Consider the following 22,587-nt stretch of genomic DNA (forward strand, 5'->3'; position numbering starts at 1 on the left):
CTGCATAAAGATAAGAACCATTACCGAGAATAAAAGCATACATCTAAGAAATGGTGGTGCTTATCATGGAAAAAGAGAAGAAACTCAGCCTGATTTTGTTCAGCGGGGATTATGACAAGGCGATGGCTGCCTTGATCCTGGCCAATTCGGCCCGCGAACTCAACATGAAAGTCAGTATCTTTTTCGCTTTTTGGGGTCTGTGCCTGATACGCGATCCGGAGAAGATGTCTTTGGAAGATAAAACGGTTTATGAAAAAATGCTGGGAATGACGGCACCGAAAGGTCCGGAAGACCTGCCGCTTTCCCGGATGAATATGGCTGGTATTGGAAAAGCCATGCTGAAACAAATGATGGAAGACCAGGACGCACCCGATCTTTCCGCTTTTCTGAAAGGAGCACAAAAAAAGGGGGTAAGCTTTTACATATGCAAGCTTTCCCTTGAGATCATGGGTTTTACACTTGAAGAAATGATTCCGGATGTCAAAATTATGACAGCGAAAGATTATCTGCAGGATGCCCTGGAAGCGGACATAGAGCTTTTTATCTAACTGTTTATCGGCTTCTTCCTTTTACTGTCTCCTTAAAGTTGTTATATCTTCGGTATCCGGTATTCGTTCTCTGTATTATCCGCATCAATCACAGTCATATATTCCCGCTGACTGTCATTGGCAGTTTTATTCCACGTCCCTTGGCGAAAGGCATTTGCCCCGAGTGTGGTCTTTTTCTTCTTGCTGAAAAATTTCTGATAGATGACGCGGGTGGAAATCCCGATGCCCAGGAGAAGCAAAAAGACCCAAGAAGCTATTGCTGAAAGGAAGATTATTCCAAAAGCAAAAATAGAATATAGAAGGAATTTTAATAAATCAGGCATTATATCACCTCTGATTATTATTATAAGCAGTAAGCTTAAGATATGATTAATGCAGACAAATGATTAATGCAGATATTTGTCTGCAGAATGAATCATAGATTATCGAATAAGCTCTAAGGTGAATTTAATCATTGCCGGATATTGTAAGGTTTAGGAAACGGCTGTCTTTACGAATGAATTTATGAATGAGGCGTGACAGCACGAAGAAAGAATAGCCCTAAAAGTAAAATTATGCTAAAATAAGCGAAGAAAGGGGGATGTGAATTTGGATGTTTTTGTCGGGATTTCTCTTTCCCTGATTATTGTAGGAATCATTCTGGTTATTCTGGAAATATTCATTATTCCAGGCTTTGGCGTCTCTGGAATCATCGGACTTTTGATGATGATCGGCGGAGTATTTTTAGTGGCTGATTCGTTCGCCGAGGGTGTCGTGTATCTTCTGATCATACTTATTGTGGCAGGGCTGCTGGTCTATATTGGGTATAAAACAGGTCGGCTGAAAAAACTCTGGCGCAAGGTAGCTTTGGGGGAAAAGCAGAGAACCGAAGAAGGCTTCGTAGCACCCAAAACAGATTATATACACTATCTCGGGAAAACCGGAAAAGCCCTGACCCTGCTCCGTCCGGCAGGCACAGCGCAGATTGAAGGGGAACGGGTCGATGTCGTCACAGATGGAAGTTTTATCCCGAAAGATTCTGCGATAAAGGTAATCGCGGTTGAGGGTACAAGAATCATTGTGAGCAGGGAAGAAAATGAATAGGAGGTCATAAAACATATGACAACAGCACTTGTTACAACGGTGATACTGATTATGCTGGTTCTGATTATTCTAATGGTTCTCTTTACGTTTATTCCGGTCGGTCTCTGGATTTCGGCTTTGGCAGCCGGTGTTAATATCGGCATATTCACGCTGATCGGGATGAGACTTAGGCGAGTCGCACCGATCAGGATTGTGAACCCATTGATTAAAGCACATAAAGCTGGTCTGGGACTTACCCCGGCACAGCTTGAGGCCCATTACCTTGCCGGAGGAAATGTCGACAAGGTCGTTAACGCATTAATTGCTGCGGAAAGAGCAGCTATACCGCTTAAATTTGAAAGAGCCGCAGCCATTGATTTGGCAGGACGTGATATTATGCAAGCGGTGCAAATGTCCGTTAATCCGAAAGTTATCCAAACACCCACTGTCTCTGCTGTTGCACAAAATGGGATTGAATTAAGAGTCATAGCAAGAGTCACAGTTCGGGCAAACATTGACCGTCTGGTTGGCGGAGCTGGTGAAGAAACGATTATTGCACGCGTCGGAGAGGGCATAGTAACAAGTATCGGCAGTTCCTCTTCCCATGCCAATGTCCTCGAAAATCCGGACATGATATCCCAGGCCGTTTTGAATAAAGGGTTGGATTCCGGAACAGCTTTTGAAATCCTCTCAATTGATATTGCCGATGTCGATGTCGGCAAAAACATCGGAGCGCAGCTGCAAACAGATCAGGCTGAGGCGGACAAGAGGATTGCCCAGGCCAAAGCGGAGGAACGCAGAGCGATGGCGGTGGCCAGGGAACAGGAAATGAAAGCGTCCGTTCAGGAAATGAGAGCAAAAGTTGTGGATGCGGAAGCCGAGGTGCCGCTGGCACTGGCGTCAGCTTTAAAAGAAGGACGCCTTGGCGTTATGGATTATTACAATCTGCAAAACGTGATTGCAGATACCCGCATGCGGGATAATATCGCTGTCACAGCCAAAGGAGATGAACCGGAAACGACGATACCCAAGAAGTAGGTGATGTTCAGTGGATATCATAACATTTATCATTATTGCGGTTGTAATTTACAGCTTCTTTGCCAATAAAGACAAGCCTCCGCAGCGCAGGCCTGTTAGGCCGGAGGACAATATGCCGCCGTCCGAACCTCTGATAGCCGAGATGGACAGGGACATTTCCCGGATGGAAAGAAAGAGAAAAGGAAATTTCTTCGAAGATCTGGAAAGACAGCTCAGGGAATCTGTGGAAAAGGCTGAGAGAGAGCTGCAGGTTGGACCGTACGGATCAACCGTCAAGAAAAAGGCTGCTGCCCCTCCAACTTCTGCTTCTTCAGTTCCGCGGAAAGCTGAAACCGTCCAAAAAACAGAAAACAAATGGAGAGAAGAAGGACGATCGGACTATGATCGGTATATTTCGAACGAGGGCACCCAGGGCACTGAAGGCCTTGGCGGTGATGAAGGAGCCGCAGACCAGGAAGGAACATGGGGAGCCGAAGGCAGTGATTATGCCAACAGGCAGATCACACCGAGAGATCAAATTTCCCAAAAAAGAGCGGCTTTCAGTCTGGGTTTGTCATCTTCGGAAGTGATGCGTGGCGTGGTCTGGGCTGAGGTTCTAAAGGAACCAAGGGCCAGGAGAGCATTCCCGCGAAGATAAACAAGATAAAAGTTTCAATATATTACAAATGAGATGAAGAAACTCAAAATATACTCTCCCATTGGCAGTGAACTGCTCGGGAGGGTATATTTTTGCCCCTTGAACAAAAATAAAGTACCATATTATGGAAATATGAATAGAATAAAGCGAATACAGAATAGCAGGAGGTGCAAAAAATGGCTGTTGACGGTGCTGTAGGCGCTTATGGCGGAGGCTTAGGCGGCGGATGTCTTTGTGGGATCGCTATTGTCGTTGTAATCATATTATTGTTGATTGCAATGGGAATCGTATTCTAGGATAACGAAATAATACAAGTGTCCCGGAAAGGAGGCCCAAAGGATGTATAGAGGTGGTTGTTGCTGCAGTATGCCGGTTGCCAGACCAGTGGCTGTACCCAATTATGGGGTAGCAATTATTGCGATTGCAATTTTGATTCTAATTGCCCTTGGCGTAATATTCTAATTCTTACGGCTGAATCTGCTGGATGGTAAGACCAAAAATAAATGAAAATTGCTTGCGTAGTCGGGGATGTCCAAGAAATTTGGACATCTTCGTTTTTACGTGTTATTCTTTATTTTTGATACAAAAAAATGGACAACAAGCTTTATTTAACCAAAAAGAACAGAAGATACCGGGTCGAAGCCTGATCCGGAGGTTAAGGAGAGTTCATGAACATACAGATATTTGGGATCAAAAAGTGTTTTGATACAAAAAAAGCGGAACGCTGGTTTAAAGAACGCCGCATTCAATATCAGCTGATTGATCTGGACCAAAAGGGATTAAGTAAAGGGGAACTGCAGAGCATCAAAGCAGCGGTTGGCCTGAACAACCTGTTTAATACCGGAAGCAAGGACTATTTCCGATTAAACCTGGACAAAATCAGCAGTTCCAATGTCAGGGAAGAATTGCTGCTGAACAATCCAAGTCTCTACCGGACACCGATCGTCCGCAACGGCAAACAAGCCACGGTAGGGTATGTGTCTGAAGTTTGGGAATCATGGGATTAGTCCTTGTCTTATAAAAAATCTGCTCGCCATTATATTACAATTTTAGAGTTGACAAGGTACTAGTTTACTAAGTGCTTGGAGCAAGCTGTCCATCTCCTCGTCACTGCCGATACTGATACGCAGGTAATTGTCAATCTTGGGTTGGCGGAAGTACCTAACCAGAATGCCCTGCTGTCGGAGTGCGGTAAAGGTCCCTTCGGCTTGGAGCATGGGATGGGATATGAAAATAAAATTCGCCTGTGAAGGAATCACTTGCCAGCCCATTTGCCTGAGTATCGGAACAATTCTTTCCCTGGTTTGCATCACTTTCTGTCTTGTGGCTTGAAAGTAAGCTTCATCCTTCATGGCTGCGATTGCTCCGGCCATTGACAGGCGGTCTAACGTATAGGAATTAAAGGAGTTTTTGATCCGGTCCAAGCCTTCCATCAGCTCATCCTGACCTAAAGCAAAGCCTACCCTTAAGCCTGCCAGAGACCGGGACTTGGACAGAGTCTGAATCACCAGCAGATTCGGATACTTCGTAATAAGCGGAATGGCAGTTTCACCGCCAAAATCGATATAAGCTTCATCAACGATGATCACCTTATCTGGATTGCGGATAAGGATTTTTTCTATCATTTCCATCGTTACATAGTTGCCGGTAGGGGCATTGGGGTTTGGGAAAATGACGCCGCCTTCGGAATCGTAGAAATCAGGCGGGTATAAAGAAAATTCTTCCCGCAGCGGAACTAGCCGGTAGTTCAGCTGAAACAGATTGGTATAGACCGGGTAGAAACTATAGGTAACATCCGGAAACAAGATCGTGCTGCCCGGATCAAAAAAAGCCATAAACGCAAAAGCCAGGATTTCATCGGAGCCGTTTCCAACAAATACCCACTCCTTCTTCAGGCCGTAATATTCGGCTACGGTCTGGCGCAAGTCCTCTCCGTTCGGATCGGGGTATAACTTCAGTTTTTCATTCGCAGCTTCTTTGATCGCTTCGAGAACTAAGGGCGAAGGCGGATAGGGACATTCGTTCGTATTCAGCTTAATATATTTTTTGTCTTTCGGCTGTTCTCCCGGTACGTACGGTCTCTGACCAGCCGCAATTTTGCTCCAGTATTTGCTCATTTGCTCACTCACTCTTTTCAGTAAAATAAACCACCGATTTCCTTCATTTCTGGGTAAAAAAATAAGACGTTGAGTAGATTATATCCTGAGTATATCGGGCCTGCAAGCCAATTCTGATTAATCTTTTTAAACGGAATCACGATTAAAGATTTTTATTCATATTGTACTTGACACCGGGCGAATACTTTAATAAACTAAAGTGTAAAAGAGATAACCCCGGAGGTAAGTAATCATGTTGAGTGACGAAAGGATCAGGGACACCCTGACCGATTCTCTTTTTGAAGCGATCCTTCTGCTCAAGACGAAAGAAGAATGTTACAGCTTCTTTGAGGATCTGGCTACGGTAGCGGAGATCAAGGCCCTAGCGCAGCGGCTGGAAGTTGCCCGCATGCTGGAGGAAGATGTGACCTATTCCAGGATTGCTGAAATTACCGGAGCAAGCTCTGCCACCATCAGTAGGGTCAAACGCTGTTTAAACTATGGCGCCGACGGTTACAAGATGGTTCTCGAGCGGATGGAGAAAAAACACAAAGAATAAGAACTTTCAGAAAAAAGAGGTGCAATAATTATGGAACGTTCATCATTGGGGCTTAAAATTCCGGAGGGGATGATCGATCTTCTGCCGGCTGAATTAGCACAGCTGGAGGAACTGGAAGGAAAAGCAATCAGTGTGTGTAAAAATTGGTCCTATCAGAAAGTTGCGACTCCCGGGCTCGAATACCGAGCCTGTGTGGAGCCTGACGCAGACAAGGATGACCATCTATATAAATTCTTTGACAAAAATGGTCATATTCTCGCGTTAAGACCGGAATTTACGACCCCGATTGCCAGGATGGTTGCCACAAGACAGAAAGGCGGACAATTTCCTCTGCGGTTCTGTTATAGCGGTGATGTTTACAGGAATGATTCTGCCCGTTACCGGGAGTTCAGGCAGGTGGGTGTTGAACTAATCGGCTCGGACAATGACATTGCAGACGCTGAAGTCATTGCGCTGGCCATAGAAATCATGAAGATGCTTGCAATCAAAAATTTTCAGCTGAACCTCGGGCATAACGGGATTTTCTCGGGGCTTGCCGAAGAAATGAAGTTTGAAACCAAAGTCAGGGAGGAGCTGGAAGACGGTATAGCCCGCAAGGACATGGTCAAACTTGAAAAAATCATTTCTTCCAACGATTTGCCTGAGTCGGCAAAGGAACTTCTTCTTTCCCTGCCTTATCTGACCGGCAAAGAAGAAGTCCTTGATAAGCTCCAGAGCTGGACGCATATCAAACCGATAAGAAAAGCTGTTGAATCTTTACGGACCATCTATTTGTATTTAAAGGAATTCGGAGTTCAGGACTACGTATCCCTGGACCTTGGGATTTTAAGAGGGTTCTCGTATTACACCGGCGCAATCTTTGAAGGCTATCTTCCGGGGATCGGCGTTCCGCTGATTGAAGGAGGACGTTACGACGGTCTCTATGCAGATTTCGGAATGAACCACGGCGCAACAGGCTTTGCAATTAATCTTGGCTTTATGCTCGAGAAGGCTGCAGATTTTGAATTGGATATGGCCGATGTTCTGGTTTACGGGCAATCTCCGGGAGCTGTGATCAAGCGCTGTCGGGAACTCAGAAAGAGCGGCAAAAAAGTGGAGATGGCCCTCGGGTTCCTGGCGGAAACCGATGCCAGGAACCTGGCTTCCAGCCGCGGAATTGCACTGCTGGAGAAGATTGAAAGCAATAAATAAATGTCCTGCCTAATGGGGCAGGCTGAATAGTTTCGAACTTACATGATTTATATTTAACATTGTTAACAATTAATTTAAAGGCCATTGGTCTAATCATGAATCTTTGGAAGGGGCTTTGCATTGTGCCGAAAAATTATTTAACCATAGCGCTGCCAAAAGGAAAATTACTGACAGATTCAGTGGCGCTTCTGACGGAAGCGGGGCTGGACTGCAGATCGGTAGAAAACGATTCCCGTAAACTGTTGTTTGATCTTCCCGGATCAGAGGCGAGGATCATCATTTGTCGCCCGACGGATATCCCGACCTATGTGGAACAGGGAGCTGCGGATATCGGTTTTGTCGGCAAGGATACCGTAATTGAACAAAACAAAGATGTTGCTGAGCTGGTCGATTTAAAATTCGGGTACTGCCGCTTTGTCGTGGCGATGCCGGAGGAGAGCCTGCCGCAGAAGCTGCCGGGTGGGCTGTATGACCTGAGCGTGCTGAATCATAAGAGAGCGGCAACCAAGTTCCCGAGAGTCGCCCAGCTGTTCTTCAATGAGCATGGTATGCAGGTCACACCGATCAAGCTGCATGGCAATATTGAACTTGCTCCCCGGGTAGGTCTGGCTGAAATGATTGTGGATATTGTCTCAACCGGTAAGACCTTAAAGGAGAATAATCTGGCCGAGGTCGCCCAGATCCTTGAAGCTACAAGCAGAATGATTGCCAACCGTGTTTCCTATCGGGTAAAATACGAACGCATCCAAGGACTTGCAGAGAAAATGAGAGTCCTTGTCCAGCAGTACGACTGACATTGCCAAAGGAGGTTAAAACGATGAAGACTGTGCAAAAAATTCAGGATATTGACCTGAAGAAGCTTATTAATAAATCCTACGGCGATGACCGTGACCTGGAAGAAAAAGTGGCAGGAATCCTGCGAAAGGTGCGTGAACAGGGCGATGAAGCCATTTATGAACTGACTGCCGCGTTTGACGGAGTTGATCTGAAGGCCTCGGGACTGCGGGTCACCGACCAGGAGATCTGGGAAGCTTACAGAAAAGTAGATGATGAATATCTGGAAGCAATCAGCCAAGCGATCAATAACGTCAGGACCTACCACGAAAAGCAAAAAAGGGTTTCCTGGTTTGATACTACTGAAGACGGCAGTATCCTCGGTCAGATCATTCGTCCTCTGCAGCGGGTTGGGATCTATGTTCCGGGAGGAACAGCGGCTTATCCATCTTCTGTTCTGATGAATGCGCTTCCGGCAGCTGTAGCCGGAGTCGAGGAGATCGTCATGGTTTCTCCGCCCCTGAAAGACGGAAGTCTTTTGCCGGAGGTGCTGGTCGCTGCCGCAGAGTGCGGTGTCAAAGAGATCTATAAGGTTGGAGGTGCCCAGGCGGTCGCCGCCCTTGCTTTTGGCACAGCATCGATTGCACAGGTGGATAAGATTACAGGGCCGGGCAATATCTTTGTGACCCTTGCTAAGAAAATGGTCTATGGAACCGTGGATATTGATATGCTGGCCGGACCAAGTGAGATCTTGATACTTGCGGATGAAAGTGCTGTCCCGGAGGAACTGGCAGCAGATCTGCTATCGCAGGCCGAGCATGACAGGCTTGCTTCAGCAATTCTCATTTCACCGTGTTCCGATTTGCTGGAAAAGACTGTGATTGAGGTGGAGCGCCAGCTTGAAGTGCTGCCGCGAGCTGAAATTGCCAGAGCTTCCTGGGATACTTACGGGGCTGCAATCCTGGTTGAAAATCTTGAAGAAGGGATAAATCATGTGAACCGCATTGCCCCTGAACACTTTGAGCTTGTTGTGCAGGATCCGTTTGCCTGGCTGGGCAAGGTAAAAAATGCCGGAGCGGTGTTCCTGGGAAGATATACGCCGGAACCGGTCGGCGACTATTTTGCGGGACCGAATCATGTCCTGCCGACCGGAGGGACCGCCCGCTTTTACTCTGTCCTTGGCGTTGACACCTTTGTCAAAAGAATGAGTGTAATCAATTATTCTGAAAAAGCCTTGCAAAGAGATGTCGCTCAGATTGCATACCTGGCCCGCAAAGAGGGGCTGGAGGCGCATGCCAGGGCGATAGAGGCCAGACAGAAGCCGCTTTGAAATCGTGATGGCGGAAGAATAGTATCTTCATGTATAATATAAAGACAAGGTTAATAAGGGGGCCTATAGAATGAGGAGTGCGAATCTGAAAAGAACAACCCTGGAGACGGAAATTACTCTGACGCTGGCGCTTGACGGCAGCGGAAGAGTAAGCGTAGATACAGGAATCGGTTTCTTTGATCACATGCTTGATGCTTTCTGCCGGTTCGCCCATTTTGATCTGGAGATCGAAGCCGGAGGGGACTTGAAAGTTGACCAGCACCACTTGGTGGAAGATTGCGGGATTGTTCTTGGACAGGCGTTGAAAGAAACGCTTGAAGACAAGTCCGGAATTGAGAGGGTCGGGGATTGCCTGTTTCCGATGGATGAAGCCCTGGTTCAGGTTGCCGCAGATATCTCCAATCGTGGATTCCTGGTCTGGAAAGTGGATTGCCCGGAAGGGATGGTCGGTGATTTCCCGGTAGAAATGGCGGAAGAATTTTTCCGGGCCTTGGCGACGAATGCCGGCATTACGCTGCATATATGCCTGCTGGACGGAAAAAACAGGCACCACATTCTCGAGGCTGTATTTAAGGCCGTGGGCAGGGCCTTCGGGCTTGCTGTAAGGAAAAACAGCCATGTTGTCGGCGTACCCTCCACCAAAGGAAGCTTATAAAATAGCGCTTTTAAGGTTGATAAGGTACTAGTTGGCAAAACAGCATGTAATTACTGGAGGACATCATTAGAATGATAGGCATAGTAGACTATGGACGCGGAAATCTGCGCAGTGTAGAAAAGGCGTTTGAAAAACTTGGGTTTTCAGCGGAGATCATGGAGTCTCCGGAGAAGCTAACCGGTACGGCCGGAGTTATTCTGCCTGGAGTCGGCGCTTTCGCGGATGCTATGGATGCGCTGGCGAAAGGCGGTTGGCTTGACCCTTTAAAACAGTATGTACAAAGCGGCAAACCTTTTCTGGGCATCTGCCTCGGTATGCAGCTGCTTTTTGAGATTGGCGAGGAACATGGAGAACATGCCGGTCTTGGTTTTCTGAAAGGCCGGGTGGTAAAGTTTCCGCCGGGTTTGAAGATTCCACATATGGGCTGGAATACGCTGAATGTTGTCAGACCGAACAGGCTCTGTGAGAATATTCCGAACCATTCTTATTTTTATTTTGTCCACTCTTATTTCGCTCAGCCAGTCGATCGGGACTGTATTGCCGGAATCAGCGAGTATGGACTGGAGTTTCCTGCGCTGGTCGGCAAAGACAATGTCTGGGGTGCGCAGTTCCACCCAGAGAAGTCCAGCCCCTGGGGTCTGGTCATGCTCGATAATTTTGGGGAATGGGTGAAAAATCAATGATCATATATCCGGCAATCGATTTAAAAGACGGCAAAGTTGTCCGTCTCCTGCAGGGAAGAATGGAGGATGCAACCGTATACTCCGACAATCCTGCCGGGGTGGCGGCTGATTTTAAGGACAGAGGATCAAAGGTTCTGCATATCGTCGACCTGAACGGGGCTTTCTCCGGAAAGCCTGTGAACGATGAAGCCATTCGGGATATTGTCAAGAATGTTTCGTTAAAAATTCAGGTGGGCGGCGGTATCCGGACACTGACCAGAATCGAAGAACTGTTGGAATTAGGCGTGGCCCGGGTCATACTCGGAACAGTCGCGGTAAGGGACCCAGAGCTTGTGACGGAGGCTGTCCGTAGGTATGGCGATCAGATTATTGTCGGCATCGATGCCAAAGACGGTATGGTGGCGGTTCAGGGATGGGCGGAAAGCACCGATCTCCAAGCGGAGGATCTCGGCAAAGCGATGAAGCAAGTCGGCGTGTCCCGGATTGTCTTCACCGACATCTCCCGGGACGGGATGCTTGGCGGCCCGAATATTGCCAGCACCGTCAATATGGCTGAGACAACCGGCCTGCAAGTGATTGCTTCCGGCGGCATTTCCGCGCTGGATGACCTGAAGAAGCTGAAAGCGGAGGCTGACCGTGGAATAACGATTGAAGGCGCGATTGTCGGCAAAGCGATCTATTCCGGCGCTTTCACCCTGGAAGAGGCCCTGCAGGTTATCTGCTAGAATATAATTTCTGATTTACAATACTTATACACCTGCTGATTACGCCACCAGGCCATCCATTACGGTAACTAACCCAAGCAAAAGGAGCAAATTGAATGCTTGCCAAACGAATCATACCCTGCCTCGATGTTCATGACGGCCGGGTAGTTAAAGGGACTAATTTTATTCATCTGCGGGATGCGGGTGACCCTGTGGAACTTGCCTCGCTGTATGACTGCGAAGGTGCTGATGAGCTTGTCTTCCTGGATATTTCGGCTTCTGCCGAAGGACGGGAAACGATGGTCGATGTCGTCCGAAGAACTGCTGAGAAAGTGTTTATTCCGTTTACCATTGGCGGGGGCTTAAGAACCATTGAGGATATCCGGAGAATGCTGCGGGCTGGAGCAGATAAAGTCTCCTTAAATACGGCTGCAGTTCAAAATCCGGAGTTAATCGAACAAGGGGCTCTCGCCTTCGGAAGCCAGTGCATTGTTGTCGCAATCGATGCCCGCAAAGTCGGAGAGGGCCGTTGGGAAGTGTACACGCACGGAGGCCGCAAACCGACCGGGATCGATGTTCTGGAATGGGCCAGGAAAGTTGAAGAACTTGGGGCGGGTGAAATCCTGCTGACTTCGATGGACCGTGACGGAACCAAAGAGGGCTATGACAACGAACTGAACCGGACCGTTGGCAGAGCGGTATCTATTCCGTTAATTGCGAGCGGCGGGGTCGGAACACTTAAACATATGGCTGAAGGTCTGACGGAGGGGGAAGCAGATGCAGTACTTGCTGCATCCATTTTCCATTACAGGGAATACAGCATCAAAGAGACGAAAGATTATCTGGCAGGAAAAGGCATACCCGTTCGAAGATAATCTTAAAGAAATTGATAATCACAGAAAAGATAAGCAAATTTGGATATCGAAAAAATATCTTAGTAATTAGATCCCCGGAAAATAATGATTGAGAAAAGTTAGGAGTCAACCGAGATGAACAGTAGATTTGAGTCAGGGAGCATCGATATTTCCAAAGCCGTACAGGCTGTGAAGTGGGATGAAAAAGGTCTTGTTCCGGCCATTGCCCAGGATGCCGAAAGCGGAGAAGTGCTGATGCTCGCCTACATGAATCAGGAAGCACTGAAAAAAACCCTGACTGAAGGCAAAGCGTGTTATTTTAGCCGCAGCAGAAGCCAGCTGTGGGTCAAGGGAGAAACATCAGGTCATTACCAGGAAGTCATCGACATCCGGTTTGATTGTGACCGGGATACGATTCTTCTGAAGGTGAAACAAAGTGGAATGGCCTGTCATGAAAACTATTACTCCTGTTTTCACTATCTGCCGGGCTCTGAAACGTGCTGCGGCGAACCGGATACCAAACCTCCTGTCTCTTTGGGCAGGACTTTGGAAATGCTCGCCGAAGTTATCAAGCAGAGAAATATCGAGAGGCCGGAAGGTGCCTATACAACCTATCTCTTTACCAAAGGGATCGACAAGATCCTAAAAAAAGTCGGTGAGGAGTGCGCGGAAGTCATCATTGCCGCCAAAAACGATTCGCTGAGTGAGATCCGTTATGAAGCTTCCGATCTGCTGTACCACCTGTTGGTCCTGCTGGAAGACAGGAACGTTCCTTTAACAGAGATTGCCGAAGAGCTCAATTCAAGAAGAAAATAAACTTAATTTCACAAGATGCATATTCAAAGTGAAGATGTCGTAATGCCTGTAAAGGGAGAAAGAGCATGAACGAAAAAGTAACGAAAACCATCACATTGCCGCGGTTGAACAGATTGAATCCTTCCCTTGAAAGCACCGCGTTAAAAATCATGGAAGAATCTGGGGAGCTGGCCCAGGCGATCGGCAAGTTCCGGGGTTTAAACGGAGAAGCGCTGCGGGTGGAAGAGGCAGAGGCGATGCAGATGGTCGCTAAGGAACTGATGGATGTTGCCCAGACTGCGGTAACCATGATGTTCGTTCTGGAAGAGCATTACGGTATTGATCTCAATGAGATTCTGACATCACATCTCAGCAAATTGAAAGATAAAGGATATTGCGATTAATCTCTTGCTATTAATCTGATTATTTTCCTCGAACACCTGTTCCCATTTCGCTTTTTATGTGGTAAAATAAGGATGATGTTTTGTATCGGTCATAAACGAGTATATTCGGAGATTTTAATTTGGAAATGAATAAGAAAGGTGATCTTATCAATGTATTATCTTAAGGACCTGAACCCTGTCCAACGGGAAGCAGTTGAAAGTGGAGACGGTCCTCTTCTTATTTTAGCCGGGGCCGGTTCAGGCAAGACAAGGGTATTGACTTACAGGATCGCGCATCTGGTGGCCAAAGGTGTTAATCCCTGGAACATCCTGGCGATTACGTTTACAAATAAGGCTGCCAAGGAAATGAGAGACCGCGTTCTTGCGCTGGTAGGCAGTGAAGGTGAGGGGCTCTGGGTAGCGACCTTTCATTCTACCTGCGTGCGGATCTTAAGGCGGGAAATCAATGTCCTGCCGGGATATTCCCGGAGCTTTGTGATCTATGATGCGGGGGACCAGCTGACGGTGCTTAAAGAGTGTCTGAAGGAACTGAATCTCGATGATAAAAAATTTGCGCCGCGGGCTGTTTTAGCGACGATCAGCGATGCCAAGAATAAGCTTTTAGGGCCGGATGCTTTTGCTGCGGAGGCCAGAGATTTCTTTACCGAAAAAGCGGCTGCGGCCTACCGTCTGTACCAGAGAAAGCTTTCCAGCAATAATGCCTTAGATTTCGATGATATCATCATGCTGACAGTGAAAATATTCAGGGAAAACCCGGATGTCTTAAGCTACTATCAGGAAAAATTCCGTTACATCCTCGTCGATGAGTATCAGGATACCAATCATGCCCAGTATATCCTGATCAAGCAGCTTGCTGCACGCTATCGCAACCTTTGCGTCGTCGGGGACGACGACCAGTCCGTTTACGGCTGGAGAGGCGCTGATATCCAGAATATCCTGGATTTTGAAAGAGACTACCCGGAAGCCAAAGTGTTGAAGCTGGAACAGAATTACCGTTCGACGCAGAAGATTCTGCGGGCGGCCAACGAAGTCGTCAGCAATAATTATAATCGCAAAGGGAAATCCCTCTGGACAGAAAATACGGAAGGAGAGGAAATTGTTCTCTTTAAAGCGACAGATGAGCATGACGAAGCCCGCTTTGTGACTGGGAAAATTCGTGATCTGGCTGATACAGAAGGCAGACGGTATAACGATTTTGCGATCCTGTACCGCACGAATGCCCAGTCTCGGGTGCTGGAAGAACACTTCATGAAGGAAAGCATACCCTACAAAATATATTCCGGGGTTAAGTTCTATGAACGCCTCGAAATCAAGGATATCCTGGCCTATTTGCGGCTGCTGAACAATCCTGCCGACCGCGTCAGCTTCGCCAGGGTCATTAATGTGCCCAAAAGAGGTATTGGAAAAGTCAGCCTGGATAAAATACTGGAGTACGCTGAGGAACAGGGCATGCCGGTTCTGGATGCGCTGGCTGAAGTGGCATATATTCCCGGTCTCCAGACCAAAGGAGTTGGCACACTGACGAATTTCCATGAACTGATGCTTGGATTCCGTCAAGAAGCTCAAAAGGGTGTGCCGCTGACCGAGTTGACGGAGAAGATCATAAGGGATACAGGATACATGGCCACTCTCCGAGCGGAAAATACTGTGGAGGCTGAATCCCGGATAGAAAACCTTAATGAATTCCTTTCCGTAACAGCCGAGTACGACAACAACCTTCAGGACTACCTTGAGGATCCTGATCTGGAGACTGATCAGAATATGCTTATTTTGGGAGGATTCCTCGAACAGGTTTCTCTGGTTGCAGAAATTGACAGTTTTGATGAAGCGGAAGACGCCGTGAAGTTGATGACCATGCACAGCGCCAAAGGATTGGAATTCCCAGTTGTATTTGCAGTCGGAATGGAAGATGGGATCTTCCCGAGCAGCAGAAGCCTTCTGGAACAGGTTCTGCTCGAGGAAGAACGCCGGCTGTGCTATGTTACGATCACCCGGGCTAGAGAAAAGCTTTTCCTGAGCACGACGGAACAAAGGATGGTCTATGGGCATATCCAGAGCAGTGTGCCTTCGCGATTCCTAAAAGAAATACCCGAGGAGCTTCTGACAGAGGAGACTTCCCGTCGGGAAATTCTCGGTAGGGGATTCGGGCTTTCTTCCCAAACCAGGAACTATGCCGTCGGTGATGCTTACTCTTCAGGCAACTCCTTTGCCGGACGTAAAAGCTGGAAGGATAGTGGAGCGTCCATTGTTAGCTCTAATCCCGGAAGCTTTCTGGTCGGTGACAAAGTCGAGCATCCCAAATTCGGTCACGGCATTGTAATGTCCGTAAAAGGCGAAGGGAACAGTGCCGAGATCACGGTTGTTTTCAGCGGTGAAGTTAAGAAACTGATTGCCGAGTATGCCCGACTGTCAAAGATCTAACGGGTTATTCTGATGATAAATCCGACAATTTGGTAATCTTTTGGTCAATCTTTTTTGGCGAAACGGCAAATAAGCCTTCGCAGGAAAAATATAAGATAAGGTAAGGGGTTCCGGTATGGATCAAAATAACCGTTTGGTCGAACTCAAGAATATGATCGAAAAGGCCAATTATCATTATTACGGCTTGGATGACCCCATTTTTACGGATGCCGAATATGACCTTTACTTAAGGGAACTCATTGAGATCGAACATCAACACCCGGACTGGGTCACACTTGATTCTCCTTCCCAGCGGGTCGGGGGTTTTATCGCATCCCAGTTTCCAAAGGTCCGACACCCGGAACCGATGCTGAGTCTCGATAACGCTTTCAATGCTGAGGAATTGATGGACTTTGACCGTCGGGTGCGCAGTATGGCACCCGATGCGGAATATGTCGTAGAATTGAAGATCGACGGGCTGACGGTAGCCTTAACTTACCAGGAAGGTATTTTGCAGCGGGGGGCAACCCGCGGTGACGGTGAAGTAGGGGAAGAGATCACAGCAAATGTCCGGACCATTAGAGCGGTGCCGCTTCGGCTGTATAACGCAGATGACAGGAAATTCGAAGGTTCTGTGGATGTCCGTGGCGAAGGATATATGCCGAAGGAGTCCTTCCTCCAGCTGAATACGGAGCGGGAAGAAGAGGGACTTTCCCTGTTTGCGAACCCGAGAAATGCGGCAGCCGGTTCTCTGCGTCAGCAGGATTCCAGGATCACGGCTCAGCGGAAACTGGGATATTTTGCGTATCAGCTGATTCAGGCCGAACAAATGGGGATCAGCACCCAGACCGGAGTGCTGGAAGCCTTGAGCAGGTTCGGATTTAATGTCAATCCGAACTATCAGCTGTTTTCAACCATGGAGCAAGTGATTGCATATTGCAGCCGGATGACGGACGAACGGCACGGTTTCCCTTATGAAATCGATGGCTTGGTCATTAAGGTGAACAGCTTTTCTCAGCAGCGCGAGCTAGGCTATACGGCCAAAAGCCCGCGCTGGGCGACTGCTTATAAATTCCCGGCCGAACAGGTCGAGACCCAGGTGAAGGATATTGAGATCAATGTGGGCCGGACGGGAGTGCTCACCCCGACTGCGGTTCTTAACGACGTATTTGTAGCCGGTTCTACCGTGGGGAGGGCCACACTGCATAATCTGGACAATATCCGGGACAAGGACATCCGGATCGGCGATTACGTATTAATTCATAAGGCCGGAGATGTGATTCCTGAAATCATCAAATCGCTACCCGGAAAACGCACCGGCCAGGAAATTGTGTTTGAAATGCCTGCCAACTGCCCGTCCTGCGGCAGTCCAGTTTACCGGCTGGAAGGAGAGGCCGCCCACCGCTGTCAGAATATCTCCTGCCCGTCGCGCCAGAGAGAAGCCCTGATCCATTTTGTTTCCAGGGACGCGATGAATATTGAAGGTCTCGGGCCCGCTGTGGTCAGCCAGCTGCTGGATGCAGGGCTTGTCAAAGACGCCTCCGATTTATATTATCTTCAGTACGAAGACCTTGTTCAATTAGACCGGATGGCTGATAAATCAGCCCGCAACCTGCTTGCTTCGATCAAAAAAAGCACAGAGCGCGGCCTGGCTTCACTGATTTTTGCGATGGGTATCCGGCATGTCGGGGTCAAAGTCGGCAAGATCCTGGCCGCAAGGTACCGAAGCATGGAAGCTCTGGAAAATGCGACCGAGGAAGAACTCCGGGAAATCGGCGATATCGGTGGCATCATGGCCAAAAGTATTGTGGGTTTCTTCAGTGCCCCTGCGAACCGCGAATTCCTGAACCGGCTGAAGGCGGCCGGTGTCACCATGACCGCAGCGAATACGTCTGTTTTCCAGATCCTTGCAGGGAAGAGCATTGTGGTGACTGGAGCACTTCGATCGTGGGAACGGCGCGAAATCGAGGATCTGATTGAACAGCTCGGCGGTAAGGCCTCATCAAGTGTAAGCAAAAAAACATCCCTGGTTCTCGTCGGTGAGAACCCCGGTTCAAAGTATAATAAAGCCAGGGAACTCGGAATCCCGGTCTATACCGAAGATGAATTTAAGGCGCTGATTAATGCCGAAGAATAAGTGCCGAAGAACGGTTTGCTTACGTTCCGTAAACATGCAAATATAAACATAGAAAATAAAATAGCTGCTAACACAAGTCAGCAGCTGTCAAGCTGGAAATTATTACGGCTTTACAATTGGTTTAGGATCTAAAGCGAGGTACTCTTCCGTAATTGGGATGTAGTAAAAGCCATCTTTGATGTCACTATTGATTCCGGCTACAATCTCCGGCAGATTATCGCACTTGATATCCAGAAGGTTCAGGAGCTTATTGGACCAGCCGTTGGGTAGGGGATTAAGCATAATCAGATTTACGTGCTGGAACAGGGATTTGATTTCCGAGGATATTTTGTTCAGAGATCCGATGGCAGCCCATATTTCGATGAGTGAGCCGTCTTCTTCCTTGCGGTTGGCTGTAATATAATCGAGTCGGCCGAGCTGCTCTGCAAACTCAGGAATATTCCAGTACTTGGACGGAAGATCGATGAAGATCCGGACTCGGTTTGTTATGTTTTTTTCGTGGATTGACCAGGTAGCAAGGCATTCCAGAAAAGTGATGATTCGGGGTGCGTAGTCGCAGGCACAGTAGTATATACCTGGTTTCGTAGGTTCAGTGACCCAGGAAATATCGGTTTCATAAGGATTGATCGTGTGGACAGGATTATTGGGAGGATTGTACCAAATGCGTTTTTCTGAATCTGTCAGGACGATGTTGATAGAATGATCCTCAACAAAGTCTTTTCCCTGGAGTATGGACCAAATGAGGCGGGTCTTTCCGGAACCCGCTTCTCCGAGAATAAGGTGACTTCCCGGAAGAAACTTTTCAAAGGGTCTGACATTCTGCTCCATTGGCATTACTTCCTTTCTGATTCAGTTGTATATTTAAAATAGTGATTATTTTCTCCTTAAGCATCATTATTGATACTTTTTCTTAAAGAAAAATGAGAGTGTTTCAGCGTTTTGCCAATGTAATTGAATTACATAGTTCTACGTCAAGTATCTGATCACCTTTTAATTTTTTCAGGCGGCCAAAACTTTTTCTTTGTCTTTTTTCTGATCATCTTATTTAATCTACTCGCTATCTTCTCGTTATCAGTTTGTTATTTTTTTTATCATTTCTACTCATCGTGGTTTATACCGATTAGTCATAAATTCTTATATATAACTTGGATTTGCTTGCTTTTTTGGCTTTTCCTTGCCCCGCAGGCTCATTTTTGTTATATTTATTTATATGTCCATTTGAGAAAGGCGGTGTTATCGAGTTATGAAACTATCCAGAGAAGAAGTGGAACACGTTGCTCTTCTGGCCAGGCTGCAGCTTTCAGAAGAGGAAGTGGAATTATATACGGAGCAGCTGAATTCGATCCTCGGGTATGCTGAAATGCTCCAAAAGCTCAACACGGATCAGGTTTCTCCGACCGCGCATGCTGTGCAGCTTTTTAATGTTTTGCGGGAAGATGAAGTAAAACTTTCGATGAGCCGGGATAAAATCTTAATGAATGCACCTGACGAAGAGGACGGGTTCTTCCGGGTTCCCAGAATCGTCTAGTATAAAACAGAGACTGATCCAATTAAAAGCTTTGTTGATAACAGAATTTACAAACTCAATCAGTAACTGATCAACAAGCAGGTTGCTTTCTGACAAACGATAATTGAACGTCTCTCTGAGTGTCTCAGATTCGGAAAGGAGTACCAGGTTCATGACAATATTCAAGTCACTAGAAGAATTACATCATATGCTCGTAAACAAAGAAATCAGCTGCGTGGAATTAACCAGATCGTATCTTGATTATATTGACAGTGCGGATTCCCAGGTTAAAGCGTTTCTGACGGTTACCGCAGATTCGGCGCTGATGAAGGCAGCAAAAGTCGATAAGAAGATTGCCGGCGGGGAGAGCCTTGGACCGCTCGAAGGGCTGCCAATGGCCATGAAAGATAATATGTGTACAGAGGGAATCCCGACGACCTGCGGTTCCCGGATTCTAAAGAATTTCAATCCGCCTTATGACGCTACGGTGACCGAACGGCTGAAGGCGGCAGGAGCCGTGCTGCTCGGCAAACTGAATATGGATGAATTTGCGATGGGATCGTCTACCGAAAACTCCGGTTTCCATCCGACTGCGAATCCGTTGGATCTGGAAAGAGTTCCGGGTGGTTCTTCCGGGGGGTCGGCGGCCTGCGTCGCAGCAAGAGAAGTACCGTTTGCGCTCGGTTCGGATACTGGCGGTTCCATTCGCCAGCCTGCAGCTTTCTGCGGAGTCGTTGGTCTGAAGCCTACCTACGGTGCTGTGTCACGCTACGGCCTTGTGGCCTTTGCTTCTTCGCTTGACCAGATCGGACCGCTTACGACGAACGTCAGGGATAATGCCCTGGTCCTGAATGCGATTGCCGGCCATGATCCGAAAGATTCGACTTCAGTACCGTTTGTTAAGCCAGATTATACCCAGTTTTTAGAAAATAATGTAAAAGGCCTCAAAATTGGGATTCCCGATGAATATTTTGCTTCCGGTCTGAACCCGGATGTTGCTGAAGTTATACAAAAGGCGATCCGGACTTTTGAAAGCCTGGGGGCGGAGATCGAGCGCTGTTCACTACCGCATACGGAATTTGCAATGCCGGCTTACTATATTATTGCTCCGGCTGAATGCAGCTCCAACCTGGCCCGCTACGACGGAGTGCGCTATGGTTACCGTGCGGAAGCCGACGATATGATTGAGATGTTTAAAAAGACCAGGGAAAAAGGCTTTGGTCAGGAGGTCAAGCGCCGGATCATGCTCGGGACCTATGCCCTGAGCTCGGGTTATTACGACGCCTATTACCTGAAAGCCCAGAAAGTGCGGACGCTGATCAAACAGGACTTTGATCGCGCTTTTGAAAAATATGACGTGCTGTTGTCTCCGACGGCACCCACCACTGCGTATAAGATCGGCGAAAAATCAGATCCTTTGGCGATGTATATGGGAGATGTCTATACGATCCCGGTTAATCTGGCCGGTTTGCCGGCCATCTCAGCGCCGGCGGGATTTGTCGGCGGCATGCCGGTCGGAATGCAGCTGATCAGCAAGCACTTTGAAGAAGGTACGCTGTACAAAGCCGCTTATGCGTTTGAACAAAATACTGAGTATCATCTGCAGATACCTGCGCTGCTCAAGGAGGTGCGCTAGATGTCTTTTACTGATAAATATGAAATGGTTTGCGGCGTGGAAACCCATGTTGAGATGGCTACGAAAACCAAGATCTTCTGCGGCTGTTCGACGGAGTTTGGCGGCGAGCAGAATACGCATGTTTGTCCGGTCTGTCTGGGACTGCCAGGCGTCCTGCCGGTGCTGAACAAAGAAGTCGTCAATCTCGCGATCAAGGCGGGTCTTGCTTTGAACTGCGAGATCGCCGAATTCTCCAAATTTGACCGTAAGAACTATTTCTATCCGGACCTAACAAAGAATTATCAGACGTCTCAGTATGATCTGCCGATCTGCAAAAACGGTTGGCTCGACGTTACGGTGAATAGAGCAAATAAACGTATTGGCATCACGAGAGCTCATATGGAAGAGGATGCCGGAAAACTGGTGCACAGCGGAGAGACTATCATGACTTCCAGCAGTTCCGGGGTTGATTATAACCGGACGGGTGTACCACTTCTGGAAATTGTCTCGGAACCGGATATGCGCTCTATAGATGAAGTTCTGGCTTACCTGGAACAACTGGTCCAGATCATGGATTATGCCGGAATTTCCGACTGCAAACTCGAACAGGGTTCCGTCCGTTTTGATATCAATGTCTCGCTTCGCCTGAAAGGGACCGAGCAATTTGGCATACGGACAGAGACTAAGAATCTGAACTCTTTCAGCTCCGTCCGCCGCTGTCTAGAATACGAAACCGAGCGTCAGGCTGAAGCCCTCGACGACGGCGGAGAAATCATTCAGGAAACGAGGACCTGGGACGAAGGCAGAGGAATGACGCTGTCTCTCCGATCCAAGGAAGAGGCCCACGACTACCGCTATTTTCCGGAGCCGGATCTGATGCCGCTCGTGATCGACCGAGATTGGGTCGAGAGAATCAGAGCTTCCTTGCCGGAGCTGCCTGCCGCCAAAAAAGCAAGACTGCAGTCCCACGGCCTGTCGGAATACGACGCAGGGGTCATTACCGCAGCCAGAGCGATGGCAGCATTCTTTGACCAGGCACTCGCCAGAATCGATGACGCGAAACTTCTTGCCAACTGGGTCATGGGAGATTTAAGCGGCCTGCTGAAAACCAACGGACGCTCCTTTGAAGATTCGCCCGTCTCTCCGGAACAGCTGGCAGGGATGTTGACGCTGATCAAGAAAGGCGATATCAGCGGCAAGATCGGCAAGAGTGTGCTCGAAGAAATCTATAACACCGGTAAGGATCCGGAGACCATCATAAAAGAGAAAGGACTTGTCCAGATCAGCGATGAAAGTGAACTTGGAATAATTGTGGACGGCATTCTTGCTGCTAACGAAAAATCCGTCGCTGATTACCAAGCCGGCAAAGAAAGTGCACTTGGATTTTTAGTCGGTCAGGTCATGAAAGCAACCAAAGGACAGGCTAATCCCGGTCTGGTCAACAAACTGCTGAAAGAAAAGCTGGCACAGTAAAATGCGATGAAATGTAATATAACGCAAAATAAAGGTTATTGTTAAGTGCAAATAAAAAGCACAGTAGAGCGGAATATGGTGCCAAAATAATAAGATAAGCTTAAATAATATAAGAATGAACACGT

At 47.8% G+C, this 22,587-nt stretch carries 24 protein-coding genes; 21 read left to right on the top strand and 3 right to left on the bottom strand.

Annotated features, from left to right (window positions below; genetic code table 11):
• The first annotated feature begins 65 nt into the window (after positions 1-65).
• Entirely contained in the window at positions 66-548 is a 483-nt protein-coding gene (locus AAH944_RS04210; protein ID WP_415536749.1) for a DsrE/DsrF/DrsH-like family protein, read from the top strand.
• A 41-nt stretch (positions 549-589) separates the two neighbouring features.
• Here AAH944_RS04210 and AAH944_RS04215 read toward each other — a convergent pair whose 3' ends face one another.
• A complete protein-coding gene (locus AAH944_RS04215) occupies positions 590-871 on the bottom strand; it encodes a hypothetical protein (protein ID WP_415536751.1) in 282 nt (93 codons plus the stop codon).
• Between the two features lie 259 nt (positions 872-1,130).
• Here AAH944_RS04215 and AAH944_RS04220 point away from each other — a divergent pair, with 259 nt between their 5' ends.
• From AAH944_RS04220 to AAH944_RS04240, 5 genes are all read left to right on the top strand, one after another.
• Complete coding sequence (locus AAH944_RS04220; protein ID WP_415536753.1) at positions 1,131-1,631, top strand: NfeD family protein; 501 nt, start codon at positions 1,131-1,133, stop codon at positions 1,629-1,631.
• A gap of 15 nt (positions 1,632-1,646) precedes the next feature.
• Positions 1,647-2,648, top strand: coding sequence for a flotillin-like protein FloA (gene floA / locus AAH944_RS04225; RefSeq protein WP_015043488.1), 1,002 nt, complete (start codon positions 1,647-1,649; stop codon positions 2,646-2,648).
• Positions 2,649-2,658: 10 nt separating this feature from the next.
• Positions 2,659-3,285 carry a hypothetical protein gene (locus AAH944_RS04230; protein WP_415536755.1) on the top strand — a complete coding sequence of 209 codons (627 nt, stop codon included), beginning with the start codon at positions 2,659-2,661 and terminating at the stop codon, positions 3,283-3,285.
• 339 nt (positions 3,286-3,624) lie between these two features.
• Positions 3,625-3,747 (top strand): hypothetical protein, encoded by a 123-nt coding sequence (locus AAH944_RS04235; RefSeq protein ID WP_415536757.1) that lies wholly within the window; start codon positions 3,625-3,627, stop codon positions 3,745-3,747.
• A 206-nt stretch (positions 3,748-3,953) separates the two neighbouring features.
• Entirely contained in the window at positions 3,954-4,292 is a 339-nt protein-coding gene (locus AAH944_RS04240; RefSeq protein ID WP_415536759.1) for an arsenate reductase family protein, read from the top strand.
• 42 nt (positions 4,293-4,334) lie between these two features.
• Here AAH944_RS04240 and hisC read toward each other — a convergent pair whose 3' ends face one another.
• On the bottom strand, positions 4,335-5,402 hold the full coding sequence (hisC, locus tag AAH944_RS04245) for a histidinol-phosphate transaminase (RefSeq protein ID WP_415536761.1): 1,068 nt from the start codon (positions 5,400-5,402) through the stop codon (positions 4,335-4,337).
• A gap of 232 nt (positions 5,403-5,634) precedes the next feature.
• On the opposite strand from hisC, the gene AAH944_RS04250 reads away from it, so the two are divergent.
• From AAH944_RS04250 to ligA, 12 genes are all read left to right on the top strand, one after another.
• Complete coding sequence (locus AAH944_RS04250) at positions 5,635-5,940, top strand: YerC/YecD family TrpR-related protein (protein ID WP_415536763.1); 306 nt, start codon at positions 5,635-5,637, stop codon at positions 5,938-5,940.
• Between the two features lie 30 nt (positions 5,941-5,970).
• On the top strand, positions 5,971-7,131 hold the full coding sequence (gene hisZ, locus AAH944_RS04255; RefSeq protein WP_415536765.1) for an ATP phosphoribosyltransferase regulatory subunit: 1,161 nt from the start codon (positions 5,971-5,973) through the stop codon (positions 7,129-7,131).
• A gap of 95 nt (positions 7,132-7,226) precedes the next feature.
• Positions 7,227-7,925 carry an ATP phosphoribosyltransferase gene (gene hisG, locus AAH944_RS04260; RefSeq protein ID WP_415536767.1) on the top strand — a complete coding sequence of 233 codons (699 nt, stop codon included), beginning with the start codon at positions 7,227-7,229 and terminating at the stop codon, positions 7,923-7,925.
• Positions 7,926-7,948: 23 nt separating this feature from the next.
• Positions 7,949-9,235 (top strand): histidinol dehydrogenase, encoded by a 1,287-nt coding sequence (hisD, locus tag AAH944_RS04265; RefSeq protein WP_415536769.1) that lies wholly within the window; start codon positions 7,949-7,951, stop codon positions 9,233-9,235.
• A gap of 70 nt (positions 9,236-9,305) precedes the next feature.
• Entirely contained in the window at positions 9,306-9,890 is a 585-nt protein-coding gene (gene hisB, locus AAH944_RS04270; protein WP_415536771.1) for an imidazoleglycerol-phosphate dehydratase HisB, read from the top strand.
• Positions 9,891-9,961: 71 nt separating this feature from the next.
• Positions 9,962-10,573 (top strand): imidazole glycerol phosphate synthase subunit HisH, encoded by a 612-nt coding sequence (gene hisH / locus AAH944_RS04275; RefSeq protein WP_415536773.1) that lies wholly within the window; start codon positions 9,962-9,964, stop codon positions 10,571-10,573.
• The gene (gene hisA / locus AAH944_RS04280; RefSeq protein WP_415536775.1) at positions 10,570-11,298 is read left to right on the top strand and encodes a 1-(5-phosphoribosyl)-5-[(5-phosphoribosylamino)methylideneamino]imidazole-4-carboxamide isomerase; all 729 of its coding nucleotides are present in this window, start codon (positions 10,570-10,572) and stop codon (positions 11,296-11,298) included. Before hisH ends, hisA begins: the two co-directional genes overlap by 4 nt.
• A 95-nt stretch (positions 11,299-11,393) precedes the next feature.
• Positions 11,394-12,152 carry an imidazole glycerol phosphate synthase subunit HisF gene (hisF, locus tag AAH944_RS04285; RefSeq protein WP_415536777.1) on the top strand — a complete coding sequence of 253 codons (759 nt, stop codon included), beginning with the start codon at positions 11,394-11,396 and terminating at the stop codon, positions 12,150-12,152.
• Between the two features lie 114 nt (positions 12,153-12,266).
• A complete protein-coding gene (gene hisIE, locus AAH944_RS04290) occupies positions 12,267-12,947 on the top strand; it encodes a bifunctional phosphoribosyl-AMP cyclohydrolase/phosphoribosyl-ATP diphosphatase HisIE (RefSeq protein ID WP_415536779.1) in 681 nt (226 codons plus the stop codon).
• A gap of 65 nt (positions 12,948-13,012) precedes the next feature.
• Entirely contained in the window at positions 13,013-13,330 is a 318-nt protein-coding gene (locus AAH944_RS04295) for a MazG-like family protein (RefSeq protein WP_415536781.1), read from the top strand.
• A 150-nt stretch (positions 13,331-13,480) separates the two neighbouring features.
• The gene (gene pcrA, locus AAH944_RS04300; RefSeq protein WP_415536783.1) at positions 13,481-15,751 is read left to right on the top strand and encodes a DNA helicase PcrA; all 2,271 of its coding nucleotides are present in this window, start codon (positions 13,481-13,483) and stop codon (positions 15,749-15,751) included.
• A 115-nt stretch (positions 15,752-15,866) separates the two neighbouring features.
• A complete protein-coding gene (gene ligA, locus AAH944_RS04305) occupies positions 15,867-17,867 on the top strand; it encodes an NAD-dependent DNA ligase LigA (RefSeq protein ID WP_415536785.1) in 2,001 nt (666 codons plus the stop codon).
• A gap of 102 nt (positions 17,868-17,969) precedes the next feature.
• Here ligA and AAH944_RS04310 read toward each other — a convergent pair whose 3' ends face one another.
• The gene (locus AAH944_RS04310) at positions 17,970-18,695 is read right to left on the bottom strand and encodes a hypothetical protein (RefSeq protein WP_415536787.1); all 726 of its coding nucleotides are present in this window, start codon (positions 18,693-18,695) and stop codon (positions 17,970-17,972) included.
• A 415-nt stretch (positions 18,696-19,110) separates the two neighbouring features.
• Between AAH944_RS04310 and gatC the strand changes: the two genes are divergently transcribed.
• The 3 genes from gatC (at position 19,111) to gatB (ending at position 22,462) form a co-directional block, all read left to right on the top strand.
• Positions 19,111-19,395, top strand: a complete 285-nt coding sequence (gene gatC, locus AAH944_RS04315) for an Asp-tRNA(Asn)/Glu-tRNA(Gln) amidotransferase subunit GatC (protein WP_415536789.1) — start codon at positions 19,111-19,113, stop codon at positions 19,393-19,395.
• A 151-nt stretch (positions 19,396-19,546) separates the two neighbouring features.
• A complete protein-coding gene (gene gatA, locus AAH944_RS04320) occupies positions 19,547-21,010 on the top strand; it encodes an Asp-tRNA(Asn)/Glu-tRNA(Gln) amidotransferase subunit GatA (RefSeq protein WP_415536791.1) in 1,464 nt (487 codons plus the stop codon).
• A complete protein-coding gene (gene gatB, locus AAH944_RS04325; RefSeq protein WP_415536793.1) occupies positions 21,011-22,462 on the top strand; it encodes an Asp-tRNA(Asn)/Glu-tRNA(Gln) amidotransferase subunit GatB in 1,452 nt (483 codons plus the stop codon).
• Positions 22,463-22,587: the final 125 nt, after the last annotated feature.

The sequence above is a fragment of the Dehalobacter sp. CP genome (assembly GCF_047652685.1).
Lineage (GTDB): Bacteria > Bacillota > Desulfitobacteriia > Desulfitobacteriales > Syntrophobotulaceae > Dehalobacter.

Coding starts and splice junctions, on each gene's coding strand:
- AAH944_RS04210 (WP_415536749.1), top strand. CDS start 66: ATGGAAAAAGAGAAGAAACTCAGCCTGATTTTGTTCAGCGGGGATTAT.
- AAH944_RS04215 (WP_415536751.1), bottom strand. CDS start 871: ATGCCTGATTTATTAAAATTCCTTCTATATTCTATTTTTGCTTTTGGA.
- floA (WP_015043488.1), top strand. CDS start 1,647: ATGACAACAGCACTTGTTACAACGGTGATACTGATTATGCTGGTTCTG.
- AAH944_RS04235 (WP_415536757.1), top strand. CDS start 3,625: ATGTATAGAGGTGGTTGTTGCTGCAGTATGCCGGTTGCCAGACCAGTG.
- AAH944_RS04240 (WP_415536759.1), top strand. CDS start 3,954: ATGAACATACAGATATTTGGGATCAAAAAGTGTTTTGATACAAAAAAA.
- hisC (WP_415536761.1), bottom strand. CDS start 5,402: ATGAGCAAATACTGGAGCAAAATTGCGGCTGGTCAGAGACCGTACGTA.
- AAH944_RS04250 (WP_415536763.1), top strand. CDS start 5,635: ATGTTGAGTGACGAAAGGATCAGGGACACCCTGACCGATTCTCTTTTT.
- hisZ (WP_415536765.1), top strand. CDS start 5,971: ATGGAACGTTCATCATTGGGGCTTAAAATTCCGGAGGGGATGATCGAT.
- hisG (WP_415536767.1), top strand. CDS start 7,227: ATGAATCTTTGGAAGGGGCTTTGCATTGTGCCGAAAAATTATTTAACC.
- hisD (WP_415536769.1), top strand. CDS start 7,949: ATGAAGACTGTGCAAAAAATTCAGGATATTGACCTGAAGAAGCTTATT.
- hisB (WP_415536771.1), top strand. CDS start 9,306: ATGAGGAGTGCGAATCTGAAAAGAACAACCCTGGAGACGGAAATTACT.
- hisH (WP_415536773.1), top strand. CDS start 9,962: ATGATAGGCATAGTAGACTATGGACGCGGAAATCTGCGCAGTGTAGAA.
- hisA (WP_415536775.1), top strand. CDS start 10,570: ATGATCATATATCCGGCAATCGATTTAAAAGACGGCAAAGTTGTCCGT.
- hisF (WP_415536777.1), top strand. CDS start 11,394: ATGCTTGCCAAACGAATCATACCCTGCCTCGATGTTCATGACGGCCGG.
- hisIE (WP_415536779.1), top strand. CDS start 12,267: ATGAACAGTAGATTTGAGTCAGGGAGCATCGATATTTCCAAAGCCGTA.
- AAH944_RS04295 (WP_415536781.1), top strand. CDS start 13,013: ATGAACGAAAAAGTAACGAAAACCATCACATTGCCGCGGTTGAACAGA.
- pcrA (WP_415536783.1), top strand. CDS start 13,481: ATGTATTATCTTAAGGACCTGAACCCTGTCCAACGGGAAGCAGTTGAA.
- ligA (WP_415536785.1), top strand. CDS start 15,867: ATGGATCAAAATAACCGTTTGGTCGAACTCAAGAATATGATCGAAAAG.
- AAH944_RS04310 (WP_415536787.1), bottom strand. CDS start 18,695: ATGGAGCAGAATGTCAGACCCTTTGAAAAGTTTCTTCCGGGAAGTCAC.
- gatC (WP_415536789.1), top strand. CDS start 19,111: ATGAAACTATCCAGAGAAGAAGTGGAACACGTTGCTCTTCTGGCCAGG.
- gatA (WP_415536791.1), top strand. CDS start 19,547: ATGACAATATTCAAGTCACTAGAAGAATTACATCATATGCTCGTAAAC.
- gatB (WP_415536793.1), top strand. CDS start 21,011: ATGTCTTTTACTGATAAATATGAAATGGTTTGCGGCGTGGAAACCCAT.